Annotated in this window: 24 protein-coding genes, 2 pseudogenes and 1 riboswitch; of the genes and pseudogenes, 18 read left to right on the forward strand and 8 right to left on the reverse strand. The window is 71.6% G+C overall.

All coding sequences use genetic code 11. From position 1 onward, the window contains the following. Positions 1 to 286, forward strand: a 286-nt coding sequence (locus C3488_RS33200; protein WP_146067974.1) for a GTP-binding protein, incomplete at its 5' end; no start/stop codon positions are given. Position 287: 1 nt separating this feature from the next. Here C3488_RS33200 and C3488_RS33205 read toward each other — a convergent pair. After that, positions 288 to 2,744: a DNA topoisomerase (ATP-hydrolyzing) subunit A gene (locus tag C3488_RS33205; protein WP_103844603.1), complete on the reverse strand. Its 2,457-nt coding sequence runs from the start codon at positions 2,742 to 2,744 to the stop codon at positions 288 to 290. A 300-nt stretch (positions 2,745 to 3,044) separates the two neighbouring features. Here C3488_RS33205 and C3488_RS33210 point away from each other — a divergent pair, with 300 nt between their 5' ends. The 4 genes from C3488_RS33210 to C3488_RS33225 all read left to right on the forward strand — a co-directional run bounded on the left by C3488_RS33210 (position 3,045) and on the right by C3488_RS33225 (position 7,832). Next, positions 3,045 to 4,409 (forward strand): pitrilysin family protein, encoded by a 1,365-nt coding sequence (locus C3488_RS33210; RefSeq protein ID WP_103844604.1) that lies wholly within the window; start codon positions 3,045 to 3,047, stop codon positions 4,407 to 4,409. After that, positions 4,406 to 5,794, forward strand: a complete 1,389-nt coding sequence (locus C3488_RS33215; RefSeq protein ID WP_103844605.1) for a pitrilysin family protein — start codon at positions 4,406 to 4,408, stop codon at positions 5,792 to 5,794. Before C3488_RS33210 ends, C3488_RS33215 begins: the two co-directional genes overlap by 4 nt. 224 nt (positions 5,795 to 6,018) lie before the next feature. Then, positions 6,019 to 6,169, forward strand: a riboswitch (cyclic di-AMP (ydaO/yuaA leader). 12 nt (positions 6,170 to 6,181) lie between these two features. Then, entirely contained in the window at positions 6,182 to 6,934 is a 753-nt protein-coding gene (locus C3488_RS33220; RefSeq protein ID WP_103844606.1) for a M23 family metallopeptidase, read from the forward strand. A 202-nt stretch (positions 6,935 to 7,136) separates the two neighbouring features. Beyond that, on the forward strand, positions 7,137 to 7,832 hold the full coding sequence (locus C3488_RS33225; protein WP_103844607.1) for a GntR family transcriptional regulator: 696 nt from the start codon (positions 7,137 to 7,139) through the stop codon (positions 7,830 to 7,832). Positions 7,833 to 8,167: 335 nt separating this feature from the next. Here C3488_RS33225 and C3488_RS33230 read toward each other — a convergent pair whose 3' ends face one another. Then, positions 8,168 to 8,449, reverse strand: coding sequence for an HPr family phosphocarrier protein (locus C3488_RS33230; RefSeq protein ID WP_103844608.1), 282 nt, complete (start codon positions 8,447 to 8,449; stop codon positions 8,168 to 8,170). 154 nt (positions 8,450 to 8,603) lie between these two features. Here C3488_RS33230 and C3488_RS33235 point away from each other — a divergent pair, with 154 nt between their 5' ends. From C3488_RS33235 to C3488_RS33250, 4 genes are all read left to right on the forward strand, one after another. Further along, positions 8,604 to 11,417: a bifunctional GNAT family N-acetyltransferase/acetate--CoA ligase family protein gene (locus tag C3488_RS33235; protein WP_103844609.1), complete on the forward strand. Its 2,814-nt coding sequence runs from the start codon at positions 8,604 to 8,606 to the stop codon at positions 11,415 to 11,417. A gap of 51 nt (positions 11,418 to 11,468) precedes the next feature. Further along, positions 11,469 to 12,056 (forward strand): DUF5998 family protein, encoded by a 588-nt coding sequence (locus C3488_RS33240; RefSeq protein ID WP_103844610.1) that lies wholly within the window; start codon positions 11,469 to 11,471, stop codon positions 12,054 to 12,056. Beyond that, complete coding sequence (locus tag C3488_RS33245) at positions 12,056 to 13,246, forward strand: alkaline phosphatase family protein (protein WP_103844611.1); 1,191 nt, start codon at positions 12,056 to 12,058, stop codon at positions 13,244 to 13,246. The genes C3488_RS33240 and C3488_RS33245 overlap by 1 nt, the downstream gene beginning before the upstream one ends. A gap of 103 nt (positions 13,247 to 13,349) precedes the next feature. Next, positions 13,350 to 14,000 (forward strand): thymidine kinase, encoded by a 651-nt coding sequence (locus C3488_RS33250; protein ID WP_103844612.1) that lies wholly within the window; start codon positions 13,350 to 13,352, stop codon positions 13,998 to 14,000. Positions 14,001 to 14,019: 19 nt separating this feature from the next. On the opposite strand, the gene C3488_RS33255 is transcribed toward C3488_RS33250, so the two are convergent. Next, on the reverse strand, positions 14,020 to 14,841 hold the full coding sequence (locus C3488_RS33255; RefSeq protein ID WP_181139298.1) for a VOC family protein: 822 nt from the start codon (positions 14,839 to 14,841) through the stop codon (positions 14,020 to 14,022). Between the two features lie 316 nt (positions 14,842 to 15,157). Here C3488_RS33255 and C3488_RS33260 point away from each other — a divergent pair, with 316 nt between their 5' ends. Continuing rightward, complete coding sequence (locus C3488_RS33260; RefSeq protein ID WP_103844613.1) at positions 15,158 to 16,012, forward strand: sulfurtransferase; 855 nt, start codon at positions 15,158 to 15,160, stop codon at positions 16,010 to 16,012. Between the two features lie 66 nt (positions 16,013 to 16,078). On the opposite strand, the gene sepH is transcribed toward C3488_RS33260, so the two are convergent. The 3 genes and pseudogenes from sepH to C3488_RS42085 form a co-directional block, all read right to left on the reverse strand. Beyond that, positions 16,079 to 17,116, reverse strand: a complete 1,038-nt coding sequence (gene sepH, locus C3488_RS33265) for a septation protein SepH (RefSeq protein ID WP_103844614.1) — start codon at positions 17,114 to 17,116, stop codon at positions 16,079 to 16,081. 463 nt (positions 17,117 to 17,579) lie between these two features. Next, positions 17,580 to 18,899 carry a D-arabinono-1,4-lactone oxidase gene (locus tag C3488_RS33270; protein WP_103844615.1) on the reverse strand — a complete coding sequence of 440 codons (1,320 nt, stop codon included), beginning with the start codon at positions 18,897 to 18,899 and terminating at the stop codon, positions 17,580 to 17,582. Continuing rightward, positions 18,859 to 19,108: pseudogene (locus C3488_RS42085) on the reverse strand (hypothetical protein); the annotation flags it as partial. The pseudogene C3488_RS42085 and the gene C3488_RS33270, both read right to left, overlap by 41 nt. A 38-nt stretch (positions 19,109 to 19,146) precedes the next feature. Between C3488_RS42085 and C3488_RS33275 the strand changes: the two are divergent. Further along, positions 19,147 to 20,274: a ferrochelatase gene (locus tag C3488_RS33275; protein WP_103844616.1), complete on the forward strand. Its 1,128-nt coding sequence runs from the start codon at positions 19,147 to 19,149 to the stop codon at positions 20,272 to 20,274. Further along, entirely contained in the window at positions 20,271 to 21,116 is an 846-nt protein-coding gene (locus tag C3488_RS33280; RefSeq protein ID WP_103844617.1) for an inositol monophosphatase family protein, read from the forward strand. The genes C3488_RS33275 and C3488_RS33280 overlap by 4 nt, the downstream gene beginning before the upstream one ends. A 211-nt stretch (positions 21,117 to 21,327) precedes the next feature. On the opposite strand, the gene C3488_RS40885 is transcribed toward C3488_RS33280, so the two are convergent. Next, positions 21,328 to 21,501, reverse strand: coding sequence for a hypothetical protein (locus C3488_RS40885; RefSeq protein WP_181139299.1), 174 nt, complete (start codon positions 21,499 to 21,501; stop codon positions 21,328 to 21,330). A gap of 420 nt (positions 21,502 to 21,921) precedes the next feature. Between C3488_RS40885 and C3488_RS33285 the strand changes: the two genes are divergently transcribed. The 4 genes from C3488_RS33285 (at position 21,922) to C3488_RS33300 (ending at position 25,422) form a co-directional block, all read left to right on the forward strand. Then, entirely contained in the window at positions 21,922 to 22,575 is a 654-nt protein-coding gene (locus C3488_RS33285) for a response regulator transcription factor (RefSeq protein ID WP_010353034.1), read from the forward strand. A gap of 5 nt (positions 22,576 to 22,580) precedes the next feature. Further along, a complete protein-coding gene (locus C3488_RS33290; protein ID WP_103844622.1) occupies positions 22,581 to 23,813 on the forward strand; it encodes a cell wall metabolism sensor histidine kinase WalK in 1,233 nt (410 codons plus the stop codon). A gap of 390 nt (positions 23,814 to 24,203) precedes the next feature. Further along, positions 24,204 to 24,500 carry a DUF4193 domain-containing protein gene (locus C3488_RS33295; RefSeq protein ID WP_003993510.1) on the forward strand — a complete coding sequence of 99 codons (297 nt, stop codon included), beginning with the start codon at positions 24,204 to 24,206 and terminating at the stop codon, positions 24,498 to 24,500. A gap of 13 nt (positions 24,501 to 24,513) precedes the next feature. Then, positions 24,514 to 25,422, forward strand: coding sequence for a hypothetical protein (locus tag C3488_RS33300; protein WP_103844618.1), 909 nt, complete (start codon positions 24,514 to 24,516; stop codon positions 25,420 to 25,422). Positions 25,423 to 25,428: 6 nt separating this feature from the next. On the opposite strand, the gene C3488_RS33305 is transcribed toward C3488_RS33300, so the two are convergent. Next, on the reverse strand, positions 25,429 to 25,902 hold the full coding sequence (locus C3488_RS33305) for a DUF3093 domain-containing protein (protein ID WP_103844619.1): 474 nt from the start codon (positions 25,900 to 25,902) through the stop codon (positions 25,429 to 25,431). Between the two features lie 58 nt (positions 25,903 to 25,960). Here C3488_RS33305 and C3488_RS33310 point away from each other — a divergent pair, with 58 nt between their 5' ends. Then, positions 25,961 to 26,545 (forward strand): PaaI family thioesterase, encoded by a 585-nt coding sequence (locus C3488_RS33310; RefSeq protein ID WP_103844620.1) that lies wholly within the window; start codon positions 25,961 to 25,963, stop codon positions 26,543 to 26,545. A gap of 11 nt (positions 26,546 to 26,556) precedes the next feature. Beyond that, positions 26,557 to 26,702, forward strand: a pseudogene (locus C3488_RS42090) (dUTP diphosphatase); the annotation flags it as partial.

The following is a 26,702-nucleotide window of genomic DNA, read 5'->3' on the forward strand; positions in this document are numbered from 1 at the left end:
GGGGTACGTCGACTTCGGCCCGGCGGACCCGTACAACCGGTACGCCGTGCACGCCGTGGGGCGGTTCCTGCGGTTCTACCCGGAACCCTGGGGGAGCGGCGACGAGCGGCTCACCCAGCTGGTCCTCATCGGGTCGGGCATCGACACCGCCGCCCTCGACAAGGAACTCCAGACGTGCACGGACGACGCCCCGCACGCCGACGAGCACAGCATGTGGGGCGTCCTCCGCTACGTCCAGGACCAGGAGGCCGAGGCCCCTCAGGGCCTCGGCGACCTCGAGGGCTGACCTACACCGGTCCGGCCACCGCCGCGACCGTCTTCGGCAGCGACACGCCCGAGCCGTCGCGCCGCGGGTCGATCTCGGGCAGTTCGGCCGGCGTGCCGTTCTTCTGCGCCGCCCGGGCCGGGGTCGCGCCCGCCCACGCGAACGACAGGCAGTCCTCGCCCTTCAGGAACCGCTGGCAGCGCACACCGCCCGTGGCGCGGCCCTTGCGCGGGTACTGGTCGAACGGCGTCATCTTGGCCGTGGTCTGCACCGAGTCGTCCAGCGTGCCGCGGGATCCGGCGACCGTGAAGACCACCGCGTCGGCCGCCGGGTCGACCGCCGTGAACGAGATCACCTTGGCGCCCTCGGCCAGCTTGATGCCCGCCATGCCGCCCGCCGGACGGCCCTGCGGACGGACCTGGGAGGCGGGGTAGCGCAGCAGCTGGGCGTCGTCCGTGATGAAGACCAGGTCCTCCTCGCCCGTGCGCAGCTCGACCGCGCCGACGATCCGGTCGCCCTCCCTGAGGGTGATGACCTCCAACTCCTCCTTGTTCGCCGGGTAGTCGGGGACCACGCGCTTGACCACGCCCTGTTCCGTGCCGAGAGCGAGACCCGGGGAGGACTCGTCCAGCGTCGTCAGGCACACCACCGTCTCGTCCTCCGCCAGGGAGACGAACTCCGAGACCGGCGCACCCCCGGACAGGCTCGCCCGCGTCGCCGTCTCCGGCAGCTGCGGAAGGTCGATCACGTTCACCCGCAGCAGCCGCCCTGCGGACGTCACCACGCCCACCTCACCGCGTGCCGTCGCCGGGACGACGGAGACGATCACGTCGTGCTTGGCACGCCTGCCGTCGGTGTCCTCCGCGAAGGGGTCGTTGTTGGCCGTACGCGCCAGCAGGCCCGTCGACGACAACAGCACCCGGCACGGGGCGTCCTCGACCTGCAGCGGCACCGTCGGGGCGGGCGCACCGGAGGACTCCAGCAGCACCGTGCGCCGGTCGGTGCCGAACTTCTTGGCCACCGCGGCCAGTTCGTTGGAGACCAGCTTGCGCAGTTCCGCGTCCGACTCCAGGATCCGGGTCAGCTCCTCGATCTCGGTGTTGAGCCGGTCCTTCTCCGCCTCCAGCTCGATGCGGTCGTACTTCGTCAGGCGGCGCAGCGGCGTGTCGAGGATGTACTGCGTCTGGATCTCGCTCAGCGAGAAGCGCTCCATCAGACGCTCCTTGGCCTGCGCGGAGTTGTCGCTGGAGCGGATCAGACGGATGACCTCGTCGATGTCCACCAGAGCGGTCAGCAGGCCCTCGACCAGGTGCAGACGGTCGCGCTTCTTGCCGCGGCGGAACTCCGAGCGGCGGCGGACCACGTCGAAGCGGTGGTCCAGGTAGACCTCGAGGAGCTCCTTGAGACCCAGCGTCAGCGGCTGCCCGTCGACCAGGGCCACGTTGTTGATGCCGAAGGACTCCTCCATGGGCGTCAGCTTGTACAGCTGCTCCAGGACCGCCTCCGGCACGAAGCCGTTCTTGATCTCGATGACCAGGCGCAGGCCGTGCTGCCGGTCGGTGAGGTCCTTGACGTCGGCGATCCCCTGGAGCTTCTTCGAGCCCACCAGGTCCTTGATCTTGGCGATCACCTTCTCCGGGCCGACCGTGAAGGGCAGCTCGGTGACGACGAGGCCCTTGCGGCGCGCCGTCACGTCCTCCACGGAGACCGTGGCCCGCATCCTGAAGGTGCCGCGGCCCGTCTCGTACGCGTCGCGGATCCCGGGCAGCCCCACGATCCGGCCGCCGGTGGGCAGGTCCGGGCCCGGGACGTACTTCATCAGGGCGTCCAGGTCCGCGTTCGGATACCTGATCAGATGGCGGGCGGCCGCGATCACCTCGCGCAGGTTGTGCGGCGGCATGTTCGTCGCCATGCCGACCGCGATGCCCGACGCGCCGTTCACCAGCAGGTTCGGGAAGGCGGCGGGCAGGGCCACCGGCTCCTGCTCCTGGCCGTCGTAGTTGGGCGCGAAGTCGACCGTGTCCTCGTCGATCGACTCGGTCATCAGACCGGTCGCCTCGGCCATCCGGCACTCGGTGTACCGCATGGCGGCCGGCGGGTCGTCGTTGCCCAGCGAGCCGAAGTTGCCGTGGCCGTCGACCAGCGGCACGCGCATCGAGAACGGCTGGGCCATGCGCACCAGGGCGTCGTAGATCGACGCGTCGCCGTGCGGATGCAACTTGCCCATGACCTCGCCGACGACGCGGGCGCACTTCACGTAGCCGCGGTCGGGGCGCAGGCCCATCTCGTTCATCTGGTAGACGATCCGCCGGTGCACCGGCTTGAGGCCGTCCCGGGCGTCCGGCAGGGCCCTTGAGTAGATGACCGAGTACGCGTACTCGAGGAAGGAGCCCTGCATCTCGTCCACGACGTCGATGTCGAGGATCTTCTCCTCGTACGAGTCGTCGGGTGGCGGGATCTTCGTGCTGCGGCGGGCCATCGCTGCCGGCTCCTTCACCGTCTGTGCTGGGCATGGAAACGAATCTGACGCCGACCATTGTGGACCGCCGCACCGACAACGGGGACCGGGGCCCTTCCGACGGGGCGTGAACCGGTCCGACGGACGACCTCCGGCCCCCGACGCGTCAACGGCGAGCGTCCCCCACCCCCCGTAATCATGGTCTCGCTCTCGGCGTACGTCGCCCGGGAACTTCGCCACCGGTCGGCACGCTTGCATACAGTGACAGGACCGGCAGGAAACCGCGGTTTCCGCGACACTTCCGCGATCGAAGGGACGTACATGCCCATGGGTCACACGGCCACAGCCGAGGCAGGCTCCGGGGGCCTGACAGCGACCGAGCACCGCCTGGCCAACGGCCTGCGCGTGGTGCTCTCCGAGGACCACCTGACCCCGGTCGCGGCGGTGTGCCTCTGGTACGACGTCGGCTCCCGCCACGAAGTCCAGGGGCGCACGGGTCTCGCCCACCTCTTCGAGCACCTGATGTTCCAGGGCTCCGCCCAGGTCAAGGGCAACGGCCACTTCGAGCTGGTGCAGGGAGCGGGTGGCTCGCTCAACGGCACCACCAGCTTCGAGCGCACCAACTACTTCGAGACCATGCCCGCCCACCAGCTGGAGCTCGCCCTCTGGCTGGAGGCCGACCGCATGGGCTCCCTGCTCGCCGCGCTCGACGACGAGTCCATGGAGAACCAGCGGGACGTCGTGAAGAACGAGCGCCGCCAGCGCTACGACAACGTCCCCTACGGCACCGCCTTCGAGAGGCTGACCGCGCTCGCGTACCCGGAGGGCCACCCCTACCACCACACGCCGATCGGGTCGATGGCCGACCTGGACGCGGCGACCCTGGAGGACGCACGCGCGTTCTTCCGCACGTACTACGCGCCGAACAACGCGGTGCTGTCCGTCGTCGGCGACATCGACCCCCAGCAGACCCTCGCCTGGATCGAGAAGTACTTCGGGTCCATCCCGTCCCACGACGGCAAGCCCCAGCCGCGCGACGGCTCGCTGCCCGAGGTCATCGGCGAGCAGCTGCGCGAGGTCGTCGAGGAGGAGGTTCCGGCGCGCGCCCTGATGGCCGCCTACCGTCTGCCGCACGACGGTACGCGCGCGTGCGACGCGGCCGACCTGGCGCTCACGATCCTCGGCGGCGGCGAGTCCTCCCGCCTGTACAACCGGCTCGTGCGCCGTGACCGCACCGCCGTCGCCGCCGGGTTCGGCCTGCTGCGGCTCGCCGGGGCGCCCTCGCTCGGGTGGCTGGACGTGAAGACCTCCGGCGACGTCGAGGTGCCCGTCATCGAGGCCGCCATCGACGAGGAGCTCGCCCGGTTCGCCGAGCGGGGCCCGACGGCCGAGGAGATGGAGCGCGCCCAGGCCCAGTTGGAGCGCGAGTGGCTGGACCGGCTCGGCACGGTCGCGGGCCGAGCCGACGAACTGTGCCGCTACGCCGTGCTGTTCGGCGACCCCCAGCTCGCCCTGACCGCCGTCAAGCGCGTGCTCGAGGTCACCGCCGAGGAGGTGCAGGAGATCGCCAAGGCCCGCCTGCGCCCCGACAACCGCGCGGTGCTCGTGTACGAACCGGTCGGGGCCGAGGCCGAGGCCCCGGAAGCAGCCGAGACCACCGACGAGACCGAGGAGTCGGCGAAGTGAGCGAGCTCGCGACCATGGAGTTCCACCCGCAGCCCCAGCCCGGCGAGGCCCGGCCCTGGGCTTTCCCGGCGCCCGAGCGCGGCACGCTGGACAACGGCCTGACGGTGCTGCGCTGCCACCGTCCCGGCCAGCAGGTCGTCGCCGTCGAGGTGCTCCTCGACGCCCCTCTGGACGCCGAGCCGGCCGGCCTCGACGGCGTCGCCACGATCATGGCGCGCGCCTTCTCCGAGGGCACCGACAAGCACTCCGCCGAGGAGTTCGCCGCCGAGCTGGAGCGCTGCGGCGCCACCCTCGACTCGCACGCCGACCACCCCGGCGTGCGCCTCTCCCTGGAGGTTCCGGTCTCCCGCCTCCCCAAGGCGCTCGGACTGCTCGCCGACGCCCTGAGGTCGCCGGCGTTCGCGGACAGCGAGGTGGAGCGCCTGGTGCGCAACCGCCTCGACGAGATCCCGCACGAGATGGCCAACCCGGCCCGGCGCGCCGCCAAGGAGCTCTCCAAGGAGCTGTTCCCGGCGTCCTCGCGCATGTCGCGCCCGCGTCAGGGCACCGAGGAGACGGTCGCGGACATCGACGCGGCGGCCGTCCGTGCCTTCTACGAGGGGTATGTGCGCCCAGCGACGTCCACCGCGGTCGTGGTCGGCGACCTCACCGGGATCGATCTGGACGAACTCCTCGGCGACACCCTCGGCGCCTGGACGGGGGAGCCGTCCAAGCCGCGGCCGGTGCCCCCGGTGACCGCCGACGACACCGGCCGCGTGATCATCGTGGACCGTCCCGGCGCCGTCCAGACCCAGCTCCTCATCGGCCGTGTCGGGCCCGACCGTCACGACCGCGTGTGGCCCGCCCAGGTGCTCGGCACGTACTGCCTCGGCGGCACCCTCACCTCCCGCCTGGACCGCGTCCTGCGCGAGGAGAAGGGCTACACCTACGGTGTGCGGGCGTTCGGTCAGGTGCTGCGCTCGGCACCCGACGGCACGGGCGCCGCGATGCTCGCCATCAGCGGCTCGGTCGACACGCCGAACACGGGCCCGGCGCTCGACGACCTGTGGAAGGTGCTGCGCACCCTCGCCGCCGAGGGCCTGACGGACGCCGAGCGCGACGTCGCCGTGCAGAACCTGGTGGGGGTCGCACCGCTGAAGTTCGAGACGGCGGCGGCCGTCGCGAGCACGCTCGCCGACCAGGTCGAGCAGCACCTGCCGGACGACTACCAGTCGACGCTGTATCAGCAGCTCGCCGCCACGGGCACGGTGGAGGCCACCGCGGCGGTGGTGAACGCCTTCCCGGTGGACCGTCTGGTCACCGTGCTGGTGGGTGACGCCGCGCAGATCAAGGAGCCCGTCGAGGCGCTCGGCATCGGTGAAGTGAGCGTCGTCGCCGCCGAGTAGAGCGCACCGTACGCGCGCGTGCGCCGCACCCGCCCCGGGGCCCTGGTGACCTTCCGTGTCACCAGGGCCCCGCCCATTGGCGGGTTTGTCCGTATTGCCACAGAGGTTGCCTCTCTGCCCTGTGGGATGCGCTACAAACCCCGGCCTGCGTTTGCTGATTGAAAGAAGGTCCCCTTAGCGTCATTCGGGCTGTCCGTCAGGCAGTGCGCCGCAACCGCGGCACCGGACAGTCATCGCCGAGTCCCCGTACGGCGCGAGCCAGGGGAGCCGGGGACCCAAAACCACAGTCCCTGGGGTGAATCGGGCGCGAGCCCGTAGGAGACCTTCCTGCTCCGAACCCGTCAGCTAACCCGGTAGGCGAGAGGGAAGGAAAGGATCAGCCACTTCATGGCGTTCACCTGCGCCACCGGGAAGCACCGTCGCCCGAGCCGTGTGAAGCGTACGACTGCGAACGCCGTCGGCGTGGCGGCGCTCACCACCACCGGTGTCATCGGCACCCTGGCCGCCCCGGCCCTCGCCGCCGGCGCACCCGTCGAGCAGACCGGGCTGCTTCAGGCCGTGACCCTCGGGGACTCGGTCGCCCAGAAGATCGACGCACAGGCTGCCGCGCAGAAGCAGGCCGCCGAACAGAAGCAGGCCGAGGAGGCCGCGCGCAGGAAGGCCGCCGAGAAGGCCCGCCAGGAGCGCGAGGCCAAGGAGCGGGCCGCGCGGGAGGCCGAGCGCAGGCGTCTCAACATGTTCGTGCCGCCGATCTTCAACTCCTTCGTGTCCACCGGTTACAAGACCGGCGGCTCCCTGTGGTCCTCCGGCTCCCACACCGGCATCGACTTCCACGCCGCCACGGGCACGCCCGTGCACGCCGTCGGCGCCGGCACCGTCGTCCAGACCGGCTGGGGCGGCGCGTACGGCAACCAGATCGTCATCAGGATGAACGACGGCACCTACACCCAGTACGGCCACCTGTCGTCCATCGGCGTCTTGGTGGGGCAGCGGGTCGTCCCCGGCCAGCAGATAGCCCTCGCCGGGTCCACCGGCAACACCACCGGGCCGCACCTGCACTTCGAGGCCCGTACCACTGCCGAGTACGGCTCGGACATCGACCCCGTCGCCTACCTGCGCTCGCACGGCGTGAACGTCTGACGGAGGCCGCCCGCGACAGGCGCGCCCGCACCGAAGGCCCCGGCTGATCAGCCGGGGCCTTCGGTGGTTTTCGAACGGTTGTGTGTCCAAAAAATATCCCTGGATTCCGACCCGCCGTCGGAAATTCCGGCCCACTGCAATAGAGTCGGTTGAACACGCGTCAATCGCGTACGTTTCACGGGGATTAAGGCGGAGGTCGGTCATGCGTATTCCGGCGCACTCGGTCTGCACGGCGATCCGTGATGACATCGTCGCGGGTGTCTACGAGCGCGGCAGCCGGCTCACCGAGGAACTCCTCGCGCGGCGCTACGGCGTCTCCCGCGTCCCCGTGCGCGAGGCGCTGCGCACCCTGGAGGCCGAGGGCTTCGTCGTCACCCGCCGGCACGCGGGCGCGTGCGTGGCGGAACCCACCGAGCAGGAGGCCGCCGACCTGCTGGAGATGCGGATGCTACTGGAGCCGCTCGGTGCGGCGCGGGCCGCGCAGCGGCGTACCGAGGCCCACCTCAAGGTGCTGCGCGGCCTGGTCAGACTGGGCCAGGAGCGGGCCAGAAGGGGCCACAGCGAGGATCTGCGCTCCCTGGGCGGCTGGTTCCACGAGACGCTGGCCCAGGCCTGCGGGAGCCCCGCGCTGACCTCGACACTCGCCCAGTTGCGGCACAAGATCACATGGATGTACGCGGTCGACGCTCCGGTCAGTCCCGTGGAGTCCTGGGCCGAGCACGGCGGCATCGTGGACGCCGTCGCGCGCGGGGACAGCGAGCGGGCGCGCGCGATCACCGCGCTGCACACGGAACGCTCCACGGCCGCGCACCGGCTCCGCTTTCCCGGCGGGACGGACCGCTCCGACCGTGTGAGGACTTCGCAACACCCCGTAAACATGTCGGCGCTCCGGCATTAACACGGGCGCCGTATACAAAGAGGGATATTCGGCGGAGGCCCTGTTTTCGGCTGCCGTTTTTTCGCGTGCGTCCGTAAATTCGGTGTGCGCGGTTTCGGCATGTCCTGTGCGGCTTTATTCGTGTGGGGGAATGCCACTGGAGCACCGTTTTTTATCGCGTGCGCCGTTCCTGTCCGCTGCGCCCGTTCCTCGACATTCCGTCCGTCCCCCGCCGCCTGTGTGCCAAGACTGCGGCCACTGTCGTTCTCGCCCTCCCGGACGGGCCGGTCCGGCACGACAACAGCCGCGCCGCCATGACGGCGACGCGGCTGAGGCGGGTGCTGCTGCCCGAAGGGTCAGACGGTCTCGGGGAGTTCCTCGAGGCCCTCGGCGACCAGCTTGGCCAGGCGGTCGAGCGCGGCGTCCGCACCCTCCGCGTCGGAGGCCAGGACGATCTCCTCGCCGCCCTGGGCGCCGAGGCCCAGAACCGCCAGCATGGACGCGGCGTTGACGGGGGTACCGCCGGCCTTGGCGATCGTCACCGGGATGCCGGAGGCCGTGGCTGCCCGGACGAAGATGGAGGCGGGGCGGGCGTGGAGACCCTCGGCCCAGCCGACGTTGACGCGGCGCTCAGCCATGTGTTGCTGCCCTTCAGGTGTATCAGGGTTGTCTAGACCAGTGTTCCATAGGTGAAGCGTGCCCGGAAGGGCATCGTCCGTCCTCGGCGGGCCGGGACCGGTCCCCACAGCCTGCCTCGCGCCGCCCTCGGACGCGAGCCTTACTCTGGGGCCCATGCAGACCACGTCGGACCGGCACGAGTACCCCGCCCACTGGGAGGCCGACGTGGTGCTGCGCGACGGCGGTACCGCGCGCATCAGGCCCATCACCGTCGACGACGCCGAGCGCCTCGTCAGCTTCTACGAGCAGGTCTCGGACGAGTCGAAGTACTACCGCTTCTTCGCGCCGTACCCGCGCCTGTCCGCCAAGGACGTCCACCGCTTCACGCACCACGACTTTGTGGACAGGGTGGGACTCGCGGCCACGGTCGGCGGCGAGTTCATCGCCACCGTACGCTATGACCGCATCGGTACCGACGGCCTGCCCGCCTCCGCGCCCGCCGACGAGGCCGAGGTCGCCTTCCTCGTGCAGGACGCGCACCAGGGACGCGGCGTCGCCTCCGCCCTGCTCGAGCACATCGCGGCGGTGGCCAGGGAGCGCGGCATCCGCCGGTTCGCCGCCGAGGTGCTGCCCGCCAACACCAGGATGATCAAGGTGTTCACGGACGCCGGGTACCAGCAGAAGCGCAGCTTCGAGGACGGAGTCGTACGCCTCGAGTTCGACCTGGAGCCCACCGACCGGTCGCTGGCCGTCCAGCGCGCCCGGGAGCAGCGGGCCGAGGCCCGGTCCGTGCAGCGGCTGCTCGCACCCGGCGCGGTCGCCGTGATCGGCGCCGGCCGTACCCCCGGAGGAGTGGGACGCAGCGTTCTCGACCACCTCAGGGACGGCGGGTACACCGGCCGCCTGTACGCGGTGAACCGCGCGTTCGCCGCGGACCGGAAGGAGCTCGACGGCATCCCCGCCCACGTTTCGGTCCGCGACATCTCCGAGCCGGTCGACGTCGCCGTGGTGGCCGTGCCCGCCGAACACGTCCCCGAGGTCGTCACCGAGTGCGGCGAGCACGGGGTGCAGGGGCTCGTGGTGGTCTCCGCCGGGTACGCCGAGAGCGGGCCCGAGGGGCGGGAGCGGCAGCGGGAGCTGGTGCGGCAGGCGCGGTCGTACGGCATGCGCATCATCGGGCCGAACGCCTTCGGGATCATCAACACCTCGCCGCGGGTCCGGCTCAACGCCTCCCTCGCCCCCGAGATGCCCCGCCCCGGGCGCATAGGACTGTTCGCCCAGTCGGGCGCCATCGGGATCGCCCTGCTGTCACGGCTGCATCGGCGCGGCGGAGGTGTGACCGGCGTCACTGGCGTATCGACCTTCGTCTCCTCCGGGAACCGGGCGGACGTGTCCGGCAACGACGTCCTCCAGTACTGGTACGACGACCCGGACACCGATGTGGCCCTGATGTATCTGGAGACCATCGGCAACCCCCGCAAGTTCACCCGCCTCGCGCGGCGCACGGCGGCGGCCAAACCGCTGGTCGTGGTCCAGGGCGCGCGGCACGGGGGCGCGCCGCAGGGGCACGCGGTACGGGCCACGCGCCTGCCGCACGCCACGGTGTCCGCGCTGCTGCGGCAGGCCGGGGTGATCCGGGTGGACACGATCACGGAACTGGTGGACGCGGGCCTGCTGCTGGCCCGCCAGCCGCTGCCCGCGGGACCCAGGGTGGCGATCCTCGGGAACTCGGAGTCGCTGGGGCTGCTGACGTACGACGCGTGCCTCACGGAGGGCCTGCGGCCCTCGCCGCCGCTCGATCTCACGACGGAGGCGTCGGCCGAGGACTTCCACCGGGCGCTGCTCGGCGCGCTGGCCGACGACTCCTGTGACGCCGTGGTCGTGACGGCGATCCCGGCGGTGGGGGAGACGTCGCCGGGGGACGCGGAGTTGGCCGAGGCGTTGAGGTCCGCCGCCGCAGCGGCCCCCGCGAAGCCCGTGCTGGTGGTGCACGTGGAGCTGGGCGGGCTGGCGGAGGCCCTGTCCGCCGCCGCGAGTACGGGTCCCCAGGCCGGCGCCGCGGAACGAGGGCACCCGGAGGTCGCGGACGCGGTACCGTCACCCGCGGCCGAGGCGCCACAGGACTCCCGCCTCATCCCCGCCTACCCCGCCGCCGAGCGCGCCGTCCGGGCCCTCGCCGAAGCCGTCAAGTACGCGCAGTGGCGGCGGGAGGCCGCCGAACCCGGCAAGGTGCCCGAGTTCGACGACATCGACGAGAAGGGCGCCGCCCGGCTGATCGACGGCCTGCTCGCGCGCGGCCAGGGACTCACACTCGGCACGGACGAGACCTGTGACCTGCTGGCGCGCTACGGCATCCACGTCCGCCGGGCGCTGCCCGCTCCCACCCCGGAGGCCGCCCTCGAGGCCGCCCGCACGATCGGCTACCCGGTGGCCCTCAAGGCCACCGCCCCGCACCTGCGCCACCGCGCCGACCTGGGCGGCGTGCGCCTCGACCTGGCCGACGAGGAGCAACTGCGGCGGGCGTACGCCGAGTTGACGTCCCTGTTCGGCAAGCCGGAGGAGCTGCGGCCGGTCGTGCAGGGCATGGCGCCACGCGGCGTCGACACCTTCCTACGTACCGTCATCGATCCCGCGGCCGGGGCCGTCCTGTCCTTCGGGCTCGCCGGAGCCGCCTCCCAGCTGCTCGGAGACATGGCGCACCGGCTGATTCCGGTCACCGACCGCGACGCCACGTCCCTGGTCCGGTCGATCCGGACGGCCCCGCTCCTGTTCGGCTGGCGCGGCTCCGATCCCGTGGACACACCCGCCCTCGAGGAGCTGATGCTGCGCGTGTCGCGGCTGGTCGACGACCATCCGGAGGTCGTCGCGGTCACCCTGGAACCCGTCGTGGTCGCCCCGCGCGGCCTGAGCGTGCTCGGCGCCACCGTCCGGCTCGCGCCCCCGCCCGCCCGGGACGACCTCGGCCCGCGCAGGCTCCCGGTGTACTGAGCAGCGGCGAGCGGTGCCTCGCAGTCAGTGCGCCCCCGTAGGATGGACGGCATGGCCAAGACCAGTACGACGACCCAGGGGCTGCGCGCGGCGATCGAGCGCAGCGGCTACTACCCGGCGCTCGTGGCCGAGGCGGTGGAAGCCGCGGTGGGCGGCGAGCCCATCCGGTCGTACCTGGTCCACCAGGAGACCACCTTCGACGCCAACGAGGTGCGCCGGCACGTGACCGTGCTGGTCCTCACGGGTACCCGCTTCATCGTCAGCCACACCGACGAACAGGCCGCGGACGACACCTCCCCGACGCCGTACGCGACGACGTCCACGGAATCCGTGAAACTCGGCCGGATCGCCTCGGTCGTCCTCAGCCGCGTCGTCGCCAACCCGGAGTCGTACACGCCGGGCACGCTGCCCCGTGAGGTCGTCCTGACCATCGGCTGGGGCGCAGTCTCCCGTATCGACCTCGAGCCCGCCGCCTGCGGCGACCCCAACTGCGAGGCCGACCACGGCTACACGGGCAGCTCGACGGCGGACGACCTGAGCCTGCGCGTCAGCGAGGCGGGGGACGGCCCGGAGACGGTGCGCCAGGCGCTCGCCTTCGCGCAGGCCCTCTCCGAGGCGACCGCGGACGACTCCCGCTGATGGCACTCCCCGCCTGGGCCGACCACCCGGAGCCGCTGGCCCTCGACTCCGCGCCCGTCCCCGAGTACGGCTCGGGTTCGCTCGCCGATCTCCTGCCCACCCTGGCGGCGGGCATGGGGGTGCCCGGCCAGAATGCCGCCATACCGGAACTGACCGCCGCCGACCGCAACTGCGTCTTCCTGATCGACGGGCTCGGGTGGGAGCAACTGAAGGCGCACCCCGGCGAGGCGCCCTTCATGACCTCGCTCCTGGCGTCCTCCCGCGGCGGCACCGGGCGGCCCATCACCGCCGGCTACCCGGCGACCACGGCGACCTCGCTGGCCTCCGTCGGCACCGGCCTGCCCCCGGGCGCGCACGGCCTGCCCGGCTACACGGTCCGCAACCCGGACACCGGCGAGCTGATGAACCAGCTGCGCTGGCAGCCGTGGACCCCGCCGCACGTCTGGCAGCCGTACCCCACCGTGTTCCAGCTCGCTCACGACGCCGGTGTGCACACCGCACAGGTGTCCTCCCCGGCGTTCGAGAACACTCCGCTGACGAAGGTCGCGCTCAGTGGCGGAACGTTCCGCGGGAAGCTGACCGGCGAGGACCGCATGGACCTGGCGGCCGAGCAACTGGCCGCCGGCGAGCGCTCCTTGGTGTACACGTACTACTCCGAGCTGGACGGCGCCGGCCATCGGTTCGGCGTCGACTCCGACGCCTGGCGCGGCCAGCTCATGTACGTCGACCGGCTCGTCCAGCGCCTGGCCGAGCAGCTGCCGCCGCGCACCGCCCTGTACGTGACCGCCGACCACGGCATGCTCGACATCCCGTTCGACGAGCGGCACCGCATCGACTTCGACGAGGACTGGGAGCTGCGCGCCGGCGTCGCCCTTCTCGGCGGCGAGGGGCGCGCACGGCACGTCTACGCGCTGCCGGGCGCCGAGAACGACGTCCTGACCTGCTGGCGGGAGGTCCTCGGCGAGCAGTTCTGGGTGGCCTCGCGGGACGAGGCGATCGCGGCGGGCTGGTTCGGCCCGCACATCGACGACCGCGTGTACGCGCGGATCGGTGACGTGGTCGCGGCGGCTCGTGACGACGTGCTGATCATCGCCTCCGAGCGGGAGCCGAAGGAATCGGCCATGGTCGGCAACCACGGTTCGATGACGGCCGTGGAACAGCTGGTGCCCCTGCTGGAAGTGCGCACCTGACGCCCACCTGACCGTCACCCCGAGCGTGGCGCGCGCCCGCGCGCCCAGTACGCTCCTGAAGACCCCCATGCCCTCCGAGCAGCCCGAAAGGCCTCCATCACCCATGCCCGAGCTGGTGTTCTTCTCCGGAACCATGGACTGCGGGAAGTCGACACTGGCTCTCCAGATCGAACACAACCGGTCCGCGCGCGGTCTGGTGGGCATGATCTTCACCCGCGACGACCGGGCCGGCGAGGGCAAGCTCTCCTCCCGCCTCGGCCTGGTCACCGACGCGGTGGAGGTGGCCGACGGGCAGGATCTGTACGCCCACGTCGTCGACCACCTCTCCCAGGGCGGGCGAGCGGACTACGTGATCGCGGACGAGGCGCAGTTCCTGGCGCCGGAGCAGATAGACCAGCTGGCCCGCGTGGTCGACGACCTCGGTCTCGACGTCTACGCCTTCGGTATCACGACCGATTTCCGCACCAAGCTCTTCCCCGGCTCGCAGCGCCTGGTGGAGCTGGCCGACCGGGTCGAGGTCCTCCAGGTGGAGGCGCTGTGCTGGTGTGGCGCGCGCGCGACGCACAACGCCCGCACGGTGGGCGGTGAGATGGTGGTCGAGGGTGCCCAGGTCATCGTGGGTGACGTGACCCAGTCGGCGGACGAGATCGGTTACGAGGTGCTGTGCCGCCGCCACCACCGGCGCCGTATGACGGCGGCCGCCGCGCGCGCGGCGGCCCTCTCCCCGGACGTCCTGCCGGTGTCGTCCATCTGACGCCCCGGCGATTCACCCGTCAGGGGTCGGCTCGGTCGAGCGGGCTCACCACCGAGAACGTCGCGCCCTCCGGGTCCGCGACCGTGGCCATCCGGCCCAGGGCGGTGCTGCGACCGGGACTCACGACGTGTCCGCCCAGCTCGGTGACCCGCTCGGCGGCCGCGTCGGCGTCCTCGACCTGGAAGTGCGTCATCCAGTGCGGGCCCCGGTCGCGGGGCAGGGCGTGCCCGACGCCGTGGATGCCGGCGACCGGACGGCCCCCGATGCGCAGGGTGCGGTAGTCGGAGTCGGCGGCGGCCACGGGCTCCTCCTCGTAGCCGAAGACGGTCCGGTAGAACGTGGCGACGCTCGCCGTGTCGTAGGTGAGCAGTTCGTTCCAGGCAGGAGTGCCGGGGACGCCCGTCAGATCCGTGCCGAGGTGTCCGGCCGCCTGCCAGACGCCGAACACCGCGCCCGTCGGGTCGCAGGCGATCGCCAGGCGTCCCGCCTCGGCGGCGTCCAGGGGACCGACCCCCACCGTGCCGCCGCAGCTGCGGACCATCTCGGCGGTCGCATCCACGTCGTCCGAGCCGAGGTACGGCGTCCAGGCGATCGGGAGATGACGGTCCGGCGGCAGCCGGCCGATGCCCGCCACCTCGTAGCCGTGCAGCACGGCCCGCACATAGGGCCCGAGTTGTTGCGGTCCCGGGCGGAACTCCCAGCCGAACAGCGCGCGGTAGAACTCCTGGGTCGTGGCCATCCCGTGCACCATCAGACTCACCCAGCACGGTGTGCCGGGCGCCGGCCTCTCGTGCGCCGTGCCGGTCAGGCCCGCCGAGCCCGGTGCCTCGATCATCGTCATTCTCTCCTCGGCCCGTCGTGGTGGCCGTTCAGCTTCCGCCCGCGTGCACCTGCGCCGGATGGGCGCGGGTGCACGGTCGTGCCGATGGTCGCACCACCGGTCGCACCACGGGCTCCGGCCGCGCCGTGCGGTACGGCTGCCGGCCACAGGGGGCTCGATGGGGCGGTGCTCGTGGGTCCCGGTGGGATCGCCGTGTGCGGTCCATCGGCTGTACAGCACGTGTCCGATCCCGCACAGTAGGTGATCGGACCTGTTCGGCGAAGCAGAGTAGTCGGACCTGGGCGAAAGGGCCACCCCGTGCGCGAGGATGGGGGCCATGAAGGCCATCATCTCCGCATCCGAACTCGCGAGCGAACTGGCGGGAGCGCGGCCGCCGACGCTCCTGGACATCCGCTGGCAGCTGAGCACCGCGAAGGCGGCCGGTGCCGCTCCTTTCGACGGCCGTGCCGAGTACGCGGCCGGGCACATTCCGGGGGCCGTCTTCGTCGACCTGGACACCGATCTCGCGGATCCGCCCGGGCCGGCCGGTCGGCATCCGCTGCCCGACATCGAGCGTTTCGGTGCGGCGATGCGGGCCGCCGGCGTCTTCTCGGACCGGCCGGTCGTGGTGTACGACGGCGGGCACGGCTGGGCCGCCGCGCGCGCGTGGTGGCTGCTGCGCTTCACGGGCCACCCGGATGTGCGGGTGCTCGACGGCGGTCTGCCCGCCTGGGAGGGGTCCCTGGCCTCCGGGATCGAAACGGCGCCCGAGCCGGGCGACTTCCGTCCCGTGCCGGGCGCGCTGCCGCTGCTCGACGCCGACGGCGCGGCGGCGCTCGCCCGGACGGGGCTGCTCCTGGACGCGCGGGCCGGTGAGCGCTACCGGGGCGAGGTCGAGCCGATCGACCCGGTGGGCGGGCACATTCCGGGCGCGGTATCGGCGCCGACGGTGCAGAACCTGACGGAAACCGGCCACTTCCTGCCCCAGGAGGAACTCGCCGAGCGCTTCAAGGCACTCGGCGTCACCGAGGGCACCGAGGTCGGCGTGTACTGCGGCTCGGGCGTCTCCGCGGCCCAGCAGGTACTGGCGCTGACGCTCGCCGGCATCCCGGCCGCGCTGTACGTGGGGTCGTGGTCGGAGTGGTCGTCGGACAGCAACCGCCCTGTGGCGGTGGGCCCCGACCCCCAGTGAGCACGGCGGTGGGGCGTACGCCACTTCGCGTACGCCCCACCCGCCAGAGCCTGTGTCCGGGTCCGGCTACTCCTGCTTCTTGCGACGCGTGCCGAACACGATTTCGTCCCAGCTCGGGACCGCCGCTCTGCGGCCCGGGCGGACACCGTCAGCCTCGGCCTGACGGTCCGTCGCGCCGATCAGCCGGTCGCGGTGGCTGCCGACCGTGCGCGGCATGAGAACGTCCGCGTACGCGGATCCGGCGGAGGCCGCGGGCGCGGGAGGCTCCTCCGCCGCGGGTTCCTGGACGGGCTCCTCCGGCTCCTCGGCGGGCCGCTCGGGCACCACCAGGTCGCCGCGGAAGCTCGGCACCGCCTCCAGCAGGCTGGTGAGGGAGTCCCGCTCGCCGGTGCTCTCCTCCGCCGGTTCGGTGGCCTGCGCCGGCAGCGCGGGACGGTCCGTCTGCCGCTCCGGGGCGCGGTCGAGCCGGCCCTCGCGGGGCAGCCGTGCGATCCGCGGCACGAAGGGGTAGCTCGGCTCGGGCGCCGCGAGGTCGTCGGACTCGCCGATCAGCGCGCGCGCCTCGTCGTCCACGGCCTGGACGAGCCGGCGGGGCGGGTCGTAGGTCCAGGTCGCCGAGTGCGCTTCGCCCGCCACCCGGTAGACCAGGATCACCTCCCAGGTGCCGTCGTCGCGGCGCCAGGAGTCCCACTGGACGGTGTCCTTCTCGGCGCCGCGCAGCAGCAGCCGCTCCTGGACGGCCTCGCCGAGCTGGGGGCCGGTGTTCTCACCGGGCCGGCGCACGGGTGTCTTGCGGGCCCGCTCGGCCATGAAGGCACGCTCGGCCAGCACGGGGCCCTCGAAGCGGCGCACGCGGTCGACGGGGATGCCGGCGAGCTGGGCGACCTCCTCCGCGGAGGCACCGGCACGTATCCGGGCCTGGATGTCGCGGGGGCGGAGATGGCTCTCCACCTCGATCTCGATCTGGCCGAGGCGGGGACGATCGCCGCGCACGGCCGCGCGGAGCCGTTCGTCGATCGGAAGCGTGTACTCCGTGCTGTCCGCAGCCTTCAGCACCAGCCGTGTGCCGTCATTGGAGACGGCCACGACACGCAGTTCGGGCATGGGGACCTCCCGGGTGGTGCCTGCCGACGTCACGTGCGTCGCTGCTTCCGCTAGTCGAGTGTGGCCTGCCCGGGTGCAGCCTGCCACAACCTTGCCGAGTTGCCCGGCGTGTCGGGCGTGGGCCCTGGATCGCCGTTATGGCACGGTTACCTATTCGCAACGCAAAGTGACCAACTCTGTCACCCTGTGCAACTAGCCCCCTCCCGGCGGTCCAGCAAGGCCCCGGACACCCTGGCGGGAGACCGGACCCAGGGCTCGCAACAGTACTCCATTCGGGCCACGCGCGTGGATCGGCACGCCGCCCAAGTTCTGGCAAGGGGTACGAGTTGGCCGTCCGGTGCGCCGTTTTCGTGCCCCTCAAACGTGGCGTACTTCATCTGACCGGCAGAAACGGAACGATTCGCTACGGGTCCGCCGCCTTTCTGAGCGCCCCTCAACTAACGGTGCGCGGGCCGCGAGTCCTCTACTCCCCGAGCACCCGGCGCAGATAGTCGTTGCCGAAGCGCCGGTCCGGGTCGAGGCGGTCCCTGAGTGCGGTGAACTCACCGAAGCGCGGGTAGGCCTTGGCCAGGTACTCCGCGTCGCGCGTGTGCACCTTGCCCCAGTGCGGGCGCCCCTCGTGCGCCGTGAAGATGCGCTCGGCGGCGGTGAAGTACGCCTGATAGGGCGTCCCGCGGAACATGTGTACGGCGACGTAGGCGCTGTCCCGGCCGGACGCCGTGGACAGGGCGATGTCGTCCGCCGGGGCGGTGCGGACCTCGACGGGGAAGCTGACGCGCAGGTCCGACCGATCGACCATGGTCTTCAGCTCGCGCAGCGTCTCGACCAGGGCCTCGCGTGGAACGGCGTACTCCATTTCCACGAACCGCACCCGGCGCGGGGAGGTGAAGACCTTGTACGGGATGTCGGTGTACGTACGGGCCGACAGGGCGCGGCTCGATATCCGGGCGATCGCCGGGATCGTGGCGGGCACGGCCTGGCCGACCCAGTTGGCCACCTGGAAGGCGCCGTTGGAGAGGAACTCGTCCTCGAACCAGCCGCTCACCTGCCCGATCGGCTGCCGGGGGCCGAGGCTGCGGTTGTTGCGCTTGGTGTTGGTGTTCGACGTGTGGGGGAACCAGTAGAACTCGAAGTGCTCGTTCTCCGCCCACAGTTCGTCGAACTCGGCGAGAACCTTCTCGAACGGCATCGGCTCTTCGCAGGCGGTGAGCAGGAAGAGCGGCTCCACCGCGAAGGTGATCGCCGTGATGATCCCGAGTGCGCCCAGGCCGATGCGTGCGGCGGCGAAGACGTCCGGGTTCTCCCGCTCCGAACAGGTGAGCACCGAGCCGTCCGCCGTCACCAGTTCCAGCCCCTTGATCTGCGCGGCGATCGAGCCGGAGTCCCGGCCGGTGCCGTGCGTGCCGGTACTGGTGGCGCCCGAGACGGTCTGCTCCATGATGTCGCCCATGTTCGCGAGGGACAGTCCCTCGCGCGCGAGCGCCGCGTTGAGTCTCTTGAGGGGAGTGCCCGCCTCGACGGTGACCGTGCCGGCCGCGCGGTCGATGGCGCGGATCCCGGTCAGCAGGTGTGGCTGGATCAGCACGCCGTCGGTCGCGGCGGTGGCCGTGAAGGAGTGTCCGGTCCCGACGGCCTTCACCCTGAGCCCGTCCTCGGCCGCCTTCCGCACGGCGGCGGAGAGCTCCTCGACCGACGCGGGGGTGACCGCCCGTACGGGCCGGGCGGTGACGTTCCCCGCCCAGTTACGCCACGTGCCGTTCTTCCCGCTCACTGTGGTGCTCATGGGACCCTCCCCGCCGCGGATCCGGCCTGCCCGGCCGGTGACGCCCGTACGGGCCGTTCGACGAGGACCGTTGTGATCACCGAGGGTGCGACGGACAGGCCCGCAACGAACAGCGCCATGATCGGAGGCAGTAAGTTTCCGATCAGTAGGAAGGGGATCATACTCACGGCCTCGGCACCTGCGCCCGGCCTTCGTCGGCGGTGGGCGGCCGGTCCTCCTGTCGGTGGCGGGTGGCAGGATCGGAGACATGCCCGACGCACTCGACGCCAGCCCGTACGACGCCCTGCTGCTCCTCTCGTTCGGAGGCCCGGAGGGCCCGGACGACGTGGTCCCGTTCCTGGAGAACGTGACCCGGGGACGGGGCATCCCCAAGGAGCGACTGAAGGAGGTGGGGCAGCACTACTTCCTCTTCGGCGGGGTCAGCCCCATCAACAGCCAGAACCGCGCCCTGCTCGACGCCCTCCGCAAGGACTTCGCCGATCACGGCCTGGACCTGCCCGTCTACTGGGGCAACCGCAACTGGGCGCCCTATGCGACCGACACCCTGCGCGAGATGGTCGCCGACGGCCACCGGCGCATCCTGGTCCTCGCCACCAGCGCGTACGCCTCGTACTCCGGCTGCCGTCAGTACCGCGAGGACCTCGCGGGCGCCCTGGCCACCCTGGAGGGCGAGGGACTGGAGCTGCCGCGGGTCGACAAGCTGCGGCACTACTTCAACCACCCCGGCTTCGTGGAGCCGATGATCGAGGGCGTCCTGAAGTCGCTGGCCGACCTCCCCGAGGACGTCCGGGCCGGGGCGCACATCGCCTTCACCACGCACTCCATCCCGACCTCCGCGGCGGACACCTCCGGTCCGCCCGAGGAGCACGGGGACGGCGGGGCGTACGTGCGGCAGCACCTCGACGTCGCACGGCTGATCGCCGACGCGGTGCGCGAGCGGACCGGCGTCGACCACCCCTGGCAGCTCGTCTACCAGTCGCGCTCGGGTGCCCCGCACATCCCGTGGCTGGAGCCGGACATCTGCGACCACCTGGAGCAGCTGCACGGCGCCGGGGTCCCGGCTGTCGTGATGGCACCCATCGGGTTCGTGTCGGACCACATGGAGGTGCTGTACGACCTCGACACGGAGGCCACGGCGAAGGCCGGGGAGCTGGGGCTGCCGGTGCGCCGCTCGGCCACCGTGGGCGCCGACCCGCGGTTCGCCGCCGCGATCCGTGAGCTGATCGTCGAGCGCGCCGCGACCGAGCGCGGGCAGCAGGTGACCCCCTGCGCCCTCGGCGCCCTGGGCCCGAGCCACAACCTCTGTCCGGTCGGGTGCTGCCCGTCCCGCACCCCCAAGCCCGCCGCGGCGGGCGCCGACAGCCCGTACGCATGAGGAGCACCGTGACCGAGCAGTCCGAGACCGAGCAGTCCGAACCGACCGAGCGGCTGAAGGCCGAACTCCTCGAGATCGCGCTGGAGGCCGCCACGCGCGCGGGCGCCTTCCTGCGCGACGGGCGCCCCGACGATCTCGGGGTGGCCGCCACCAAGTCCAGCGCCATCGACGTGGTCACCGAGATGGACATCGCCGCCGAGAAGCTGATCACCGGGCTGCTCGCCGACCGTCGGCCCGACGACGGCCTGCTCGGCGAGGAGGGTGCCAGCGTCGAGGGCAGCAGCGGTGTCGAGTGGGTGATCGACCCGATCGACGGCACCGTCAACTACCTGTACGGGCTGCCCAGTTGGGCGATCTCCATCGCGGCCCGCAAGGACGGGGAGACGCTCGTCGGAGTGGTCCACGCGCCCATGCGCCAGGAGACCTTCCGAGCCCTCCTGGGCGGGGGCGCGTTCCTGAACGACCGCCCCGCGCGCGTGCGCCCCGCACCCGAGCTGGGCCTCGCCCTGGTGGGCACCGGCTTCGGCTACCTCGCCGAGCGCAAGGCCCGGCAGGCCGAGGTGGTCCGGCGGATGATCCCCGAGGTCCGGGACATCCGCCGGGGCGGCTCCGCCGCGATCGACCTGTGCGACGTGGCGGCGGGCCGGCTGGACGCGTACTACGAGCGCGGCCTGAACCCCTGGGACTACGCGGCGGGCGACCTGATCGCCCGCGAGGCGGGCGCCCTGACCGGCGGCCGCCCCGGGGAGCCGGTCTCCCCGGAACTGACGATCGCGGCCCCACCGCCCCTCTTCGAGCACCTCCAGACGCGGCTGGAGGAACTGGGGGCGTGGCACGACTGAGGACCTGACGACCCGCGCCGCGCGTGCGCCTCAGGGCGGCGGCGGCCGCGTCAGGGTGCCCGATGCCGCCGTCCTCGGCCCCTGGAGCCGGGGAGACCGCCTTCCGCGTCCCCCTGGGGCCGCGAAGGGCGCTCGCGTCGCGGCAGGCTCCCGTACGCACGAGGCGGGGCCCCGGCCTGGATCTGCCGGGGCCCCGCCTGCTGCGAGCTGATCAGACGCGCGTCGCGGTGACTTCCACACCGTGCTCGGCGGCAAGGCGGTGCAGGTCGTCGAGCTCCGACTGTTCGACGTCCGCGAGGAAGTCGTCGCCGGTTTCGCGGGCCCGCGTCAGGTCGGACTCGGTCGCCCGTATGCGCTGCAGAAGTCCTGCGGTGAATGCGTCCATGCTGCGCCCCCTCGTCCTGGGTCGTGGGTCGGTGGCACGGGGGTGTGCCGTATGGGAAGGGGCGATCACGTCTCCATTGGGTGCCCAGCGCAGCCCTGGCTGGGCGGCGACGGTGCCGGACACCCACGCCCGCTCTACGGGAAGCGGTGAGCAGCCGACCAGGTGGTGGTGTGCCACATGCAGAGCGTGATCGCGGGGTGTAAAGCCGTCCTCCCCCCGCTCCCTTCCGCGGAAACCTCAACCTCGCGAGAAAATTTCGCATTCCCGGACCCCCGGATCCGCCCCCGGGGCCGCTTCCCGCCGTCTTACAGCCGGTTTACGGTCGAAAAGGGCAGGATGGAGCCCTCAACCCGTGACAGAACCTGCCCGTGGGCTGCCCGCAATCGGGTCACCCGGGTGGACAGAGGAAGGACAAGCGACGTGCGCGTACTCGTCGTCGAGGACGAGCAGCTGCTCGCCGATGCGGTGGCCACCGGACTGCGCCGGGAGGCCATGGCCGTCGACGTCGTGTACGACGGTGCGGCCGCCCTGGAGCGCATCGGCGTCAACGACTACGACGTGGTCGTCCTCGACCGTGACCTCCCGCTCGTGCACGGCGACGACGTCTGCCGCAAGATCGTCGAGCTCGGCATGCCCACGCGCGTGCTGATGCTCACCGCGTCCGGCGACGTCAGCGACCGCGTGGAGGGCCTGGAGATCGGCGCCGACGACTATCTCCCGAAGCCGTTCGCGTTCAGCGAGCTCATCGCGCGCGTGCGCGCCCTCGGCCGCCGTACGAGCGTGCCGCTGCCGCCCGTCCTGGAGCGCGCCGGGATCAAGCTCGACCCCAACCGCCGCGAGGTCTTCCGCGACGGACGCGAGGTGCAGCTCGCCCCCAAGGAGTTCGCCGTCCTGGAGGTCCTCATGCGCAGCGAGGGTGCGGTCGTCTCGGCCGAGCAGCTGCTGGAGAAGGCCTGGGACGAGAACACCGACCCCTTCACCAACGTGGTACGCGTGACCGTGATGACCCTGCGCCGCAAGCTCGGGGAGCCGCCCGTCATCGTCACCGTTCCCGGCTCCGGATACCGGATCTGATGACCGTGGCCACGACACCCGCACCACCCACGGCACCGCCCAAGCCGACCTGGGACCCCCGCAGGCCGGAACTGCCGTTCCCCTGGCTGCGCCCGACCATCCGCATAAGGCTCACGCTGCTGTACGGCGGCATGTTCCTGATCGCTGGCATCCTGCTGCTGTCGATCATCTACCTGTTCGCGGCACACGCCCTGAACGTGGGCAGTGAACTCCCGTTCAAGATCCTCTCGGGGCAGGTCGCCAGCGACACCTGCAACCTCCCGCAGCAGCCCTCGGCGAGCGTGCTCAACGACGCCCTGGACGCCTGTGTGAACGAGCAGCGCCAGCACGCCCTGGACAACCTGCTCAGCCAGTCGCTGCTGGCCCTGCTCGGCCTCGCCGTGATCGCCTTCGCCTTCGGGTACGCCATGGCCGGCCGCGTGCTCTCGCCGCTCGGCCGGATCACCCGCACCGCGCGCGCGGTGGCCGGCTCGGACCTGTCCCGCCGTATCGAGCTGGACGGCCCGGACGACGAGCTGAAGGAGCTCGCGGACACCTTCGACGACATGCTGGAGCGGCTGCAGCGCGCGTTCATGGCCCAGCAGCGGTTCGTCGGCAACGCCTCGCACGAGCTGCGCACCCCGCTCGCCATCAACCGCACGCTGCTCGAGGTGCACCTGTCCGACCCCGGGGCGCCCGCCGAACTGCAGCAGCTCGGCAAGACGCTGCTCGCCACCAACGAGCGCAGCGAACAGCTCGTGGAGGGCCTGCTGCTGCTCGCCCGCAGCGACAACCAGATCGTCGAACGCAAACCGGTCGACCTCGCCGAGGTGGCCTCCCAGGCCATCGACCAGGTGCACGCCGAGGCGGAGGCCAAGGGCGTCGAGATCCGCGGCGAGCGCGCCCCCGTGGTCGTCCAGGGCAACGGTGTCCTGCTGGAGCGGATCGCCCTGAACCTCGTCCAGAACGCGGTGCGTTACAACATTGCCGAGGGCGGCTGGGTCGAGGTGACCACCCAGGCCCAGCACGGCCAGGCGATACTGGTCGTCTCGAACACCGGTCCGGTGGTCCCCGCGTACGAGATCGACAACCTCTTCGAGCCCTTCACACGGCTGCGCACGGAGCGTACGGGCAGCGACAAGGGCGTGGGCCTCGGCCTGTCCATCGCCAGGTCCGTCGCGCGCGCCCACGGCGGCCACATCAGCGCACAGCCGCGCGAAGGTGGTGGGCTTGTGATGCGTGTCACCCTGCCGCTCTGACGAACGCCGGGACCTCGCCCGGTGTTCGCTTTGCGCGGAATTTTCGGGCATGGGTTCACGTTTGGTCATGTGTGATCGATCACAACGACATTTTTCCAGCCGCCCACTCTCCGTGACGCTGCGAGTGCCCACAAAGCCGGAATATCCGGGTTTTCCGGTGCCTTGATCACGGGTAGTACGCGGTGAGATGCCTTTGAACTGTGGCACCGGGACCGTGTACGGTCCGCTTCGCCATCCAAGCCGATCACTCTTGAGGGGTCCGGTTGGGTGTCGATTGAGTAACAGACCTTGATGTGAGGCAAAATCTCCGCCTCGAGGCGGGCACAAGTCCGGCCTCTCACGCGTTACGTGCGCTGGAGACACCGCAGACACCCAGAGGGGGAGAGCGAAATGGCAACGGATTACGACACCCCACGCAAGACCGACGACGACGTCGACTCCGACAGCCTTGAAGAGCTGAAGGCCCGGCGGAACGACAAGTCCGCTTCCGCAGTAGACGTCGACGAGTTCGAGGCCGCCGAGGGCCTGGAACTGCCGGGCGCCGACCTCTCCAACGAGGAGTTGGCCGTCCGGGTGCTCCCGAAGCAGCAGGACGAGTTCACCTGCATGAGCTGCTTCCTGGTGCACCACCGCAGCCAGCTGGCCCGGGAGAAGAACGGTCAGCCGATCTGCCGCGACTGCGACTGAGGCAGGGTCGGCCGTGACCGGCTCGACCCCTCCTTGGAAGCGCCGCTTCTCGCGCAGGGGAGCGGAGCAGGAGCCCGACGAGGGCTCCCACGGCGTACGTGACGACGAGCGGGGCTCTTCCGGTGAGGGAACAGCCTCGCTCGAACCGCACGCCCCAGCGGCCCCCGTGGGGCCCCTGGTGCCGGCCGATCCTCCGGCACCTGCCGCACGACGCCGTGCGGTCGCCGTCCGTGAGGGAGTCCGTACAGGAGTCCGGGAGGGCGTCCGCAAGGGCGGCAGTGCGGCAAGAGCGGCTCTGGCGTATCTCGCCGACCGGATCATCGACATGGCCCCGCGCGTCCCGGTGCGGGACCTGGAGACCCTGCGCAGGCAGTTCCCGGGCCTCGGGCCCGAGGAGATCGCCGACAAACTCGTCGCGGGCGCGGCAGGGGCGACGGCCACGGTCGGGGCCGGAGTCGGCGCCGCGGCGATGCTGCCGGTGCCGCCTGCCATGCCGACCGAGCTGGCCACGGAGATCACCGGCGTCGCTGCGATCGAGCTGAAGCTGATCGCCGAACTGCACGAGGTGTACGGGCTGCGGCCGCCGGGCACCCTCGCTCAGCGCAGCACCCTGTACCTGAGGTCCTGGGCCGGCGAACGCGGGATCGACATGACCAACCCCGCCACCATCGACGCCGCCCTCGGCGGGCGCATGAAGCGGGAACTGCGGCAGCGGATCATGAAGCGGATGGTGCGGGACCTGCCGAACCTGATGCCGTTCATGGTGGGGGCCGCGGTGGGCGCGGTCATGAACCGCCGCGACACCCGGAGGGTCGCGCAGCGCATCCGCAAGGACCTGCGCAGGATGCAGGTGCCGTGGGAGGCGCTGCCGGAACTGCCGCCCCTGGAGAAGCCACCGGGTCCCTCGCCGCTCGGGGAGTGAGCGGTCCTAGACCGTGCCCCCGCTCTCCGTCCGGGCCGCCTTGATCGCCGCCGCCAGCCTCTCCGGTTCCCTGGTCGACAGGTACAGGTAAGGCGTCGGGTCCGCCGGATCCGTGACCTCCACCTTGAGCGCCGTCGGGATGTACGCGCGCAGCAGCATGAACGCCCTCGTGTCCGCCTTGTACGTGCGCCAGGCGCGGGCCTCCTCCTGGTCCAGCACCTCCGCCTCGCCGAGCGCCGACACCGGGATCTTCGCCTCGCCCGCGATCAGCGCGTCGCCGACCACACGGATGCGGGGTGAGCCGTAGGAACTGGCCACGACCGCCGAGGCCGCGGTGCCGCCGACCAGTCCGCCGAGCAGCGGCAGCGTGCCGAACGGCAGCAGCACCAAGGCCATGGCGACGCCGACCAGCAGGCACATCAGCCACCAGGTGCGGGGCGCGGTCAGGCGTTCTTCGTACGGCGACGCGGAGAGCTGCATGGAGCCAAGCTTGGCACGGTGTCCGCGGCGCGTTCACGCGCGGGTAAGGTCTGCGCCTGTGAGTGGTACTTCCTCCGGTCTGACGCCCCCCGCCGACGCGGTGGCGCCCGTACGGCACCCCGACGCCCCGGCGCCGGGTGAGCCGCTCGGCGCCCACTACGGACAGTGCTTCGGGTGCGGGGGAGAGCAGCCGCACGGGCTGCGTCTCGAGGCACGGGCGGGTGACGGGGTGTCCGTCACCGCCGAGTTCACCGTCCGTCCCGCCCACCAGGGCGCGCCCGGCCTCGCCCACGGCGGTGTCCTCGCCACCGCCCTCGACGAGACCCTGGGCTCCCTGAACTGGCTCCTGCGCACCATCGCGGTGACAGGACGGCTGGAGACCGACTTCGTGCGGCCCGTGCCGGTGGGTACGGTGCTGTATCTGGAGGCCGAAGTGACGGCGGTGGCGGGGCGGAAGATCTACTCGAGGGCGGCCGGGCGGATCGGCGGCCCGGAGGGGCCCGTCGCCGTCCGTGCCGAGGCCCTGTTCGTCGAGGTGAAGGTGGACCACTTCACCGAGCACGGCCGCCCCCAGGAGATCCGGGCGGCCATGGACGACCCGGACCAGCTCCGGCGTGTACGAGCCTTCGAGGTGAACCCGTGAGCGGCGAACTTGTGAACGTGCTGATCCGGCGTGTCGACCCGGAGGTACCGCTTCCGGCGTACGCGCATCCCGGCGACGCGGGAGCCGACCTGCGCACCACCGTCGGCTGCGAACTGGCGCCCGGGGAACGGGCCGTTCTGCCCACCGGCGTGTCTGT

Source organism: Streptomyces sp. Ru72, from assembly GCF_002920635.1.
Lineage (GTDB): Bacteria > Actinomycetota > Actinomycetes > Streptomycetales > Streptomycetaceae > Streptomyces.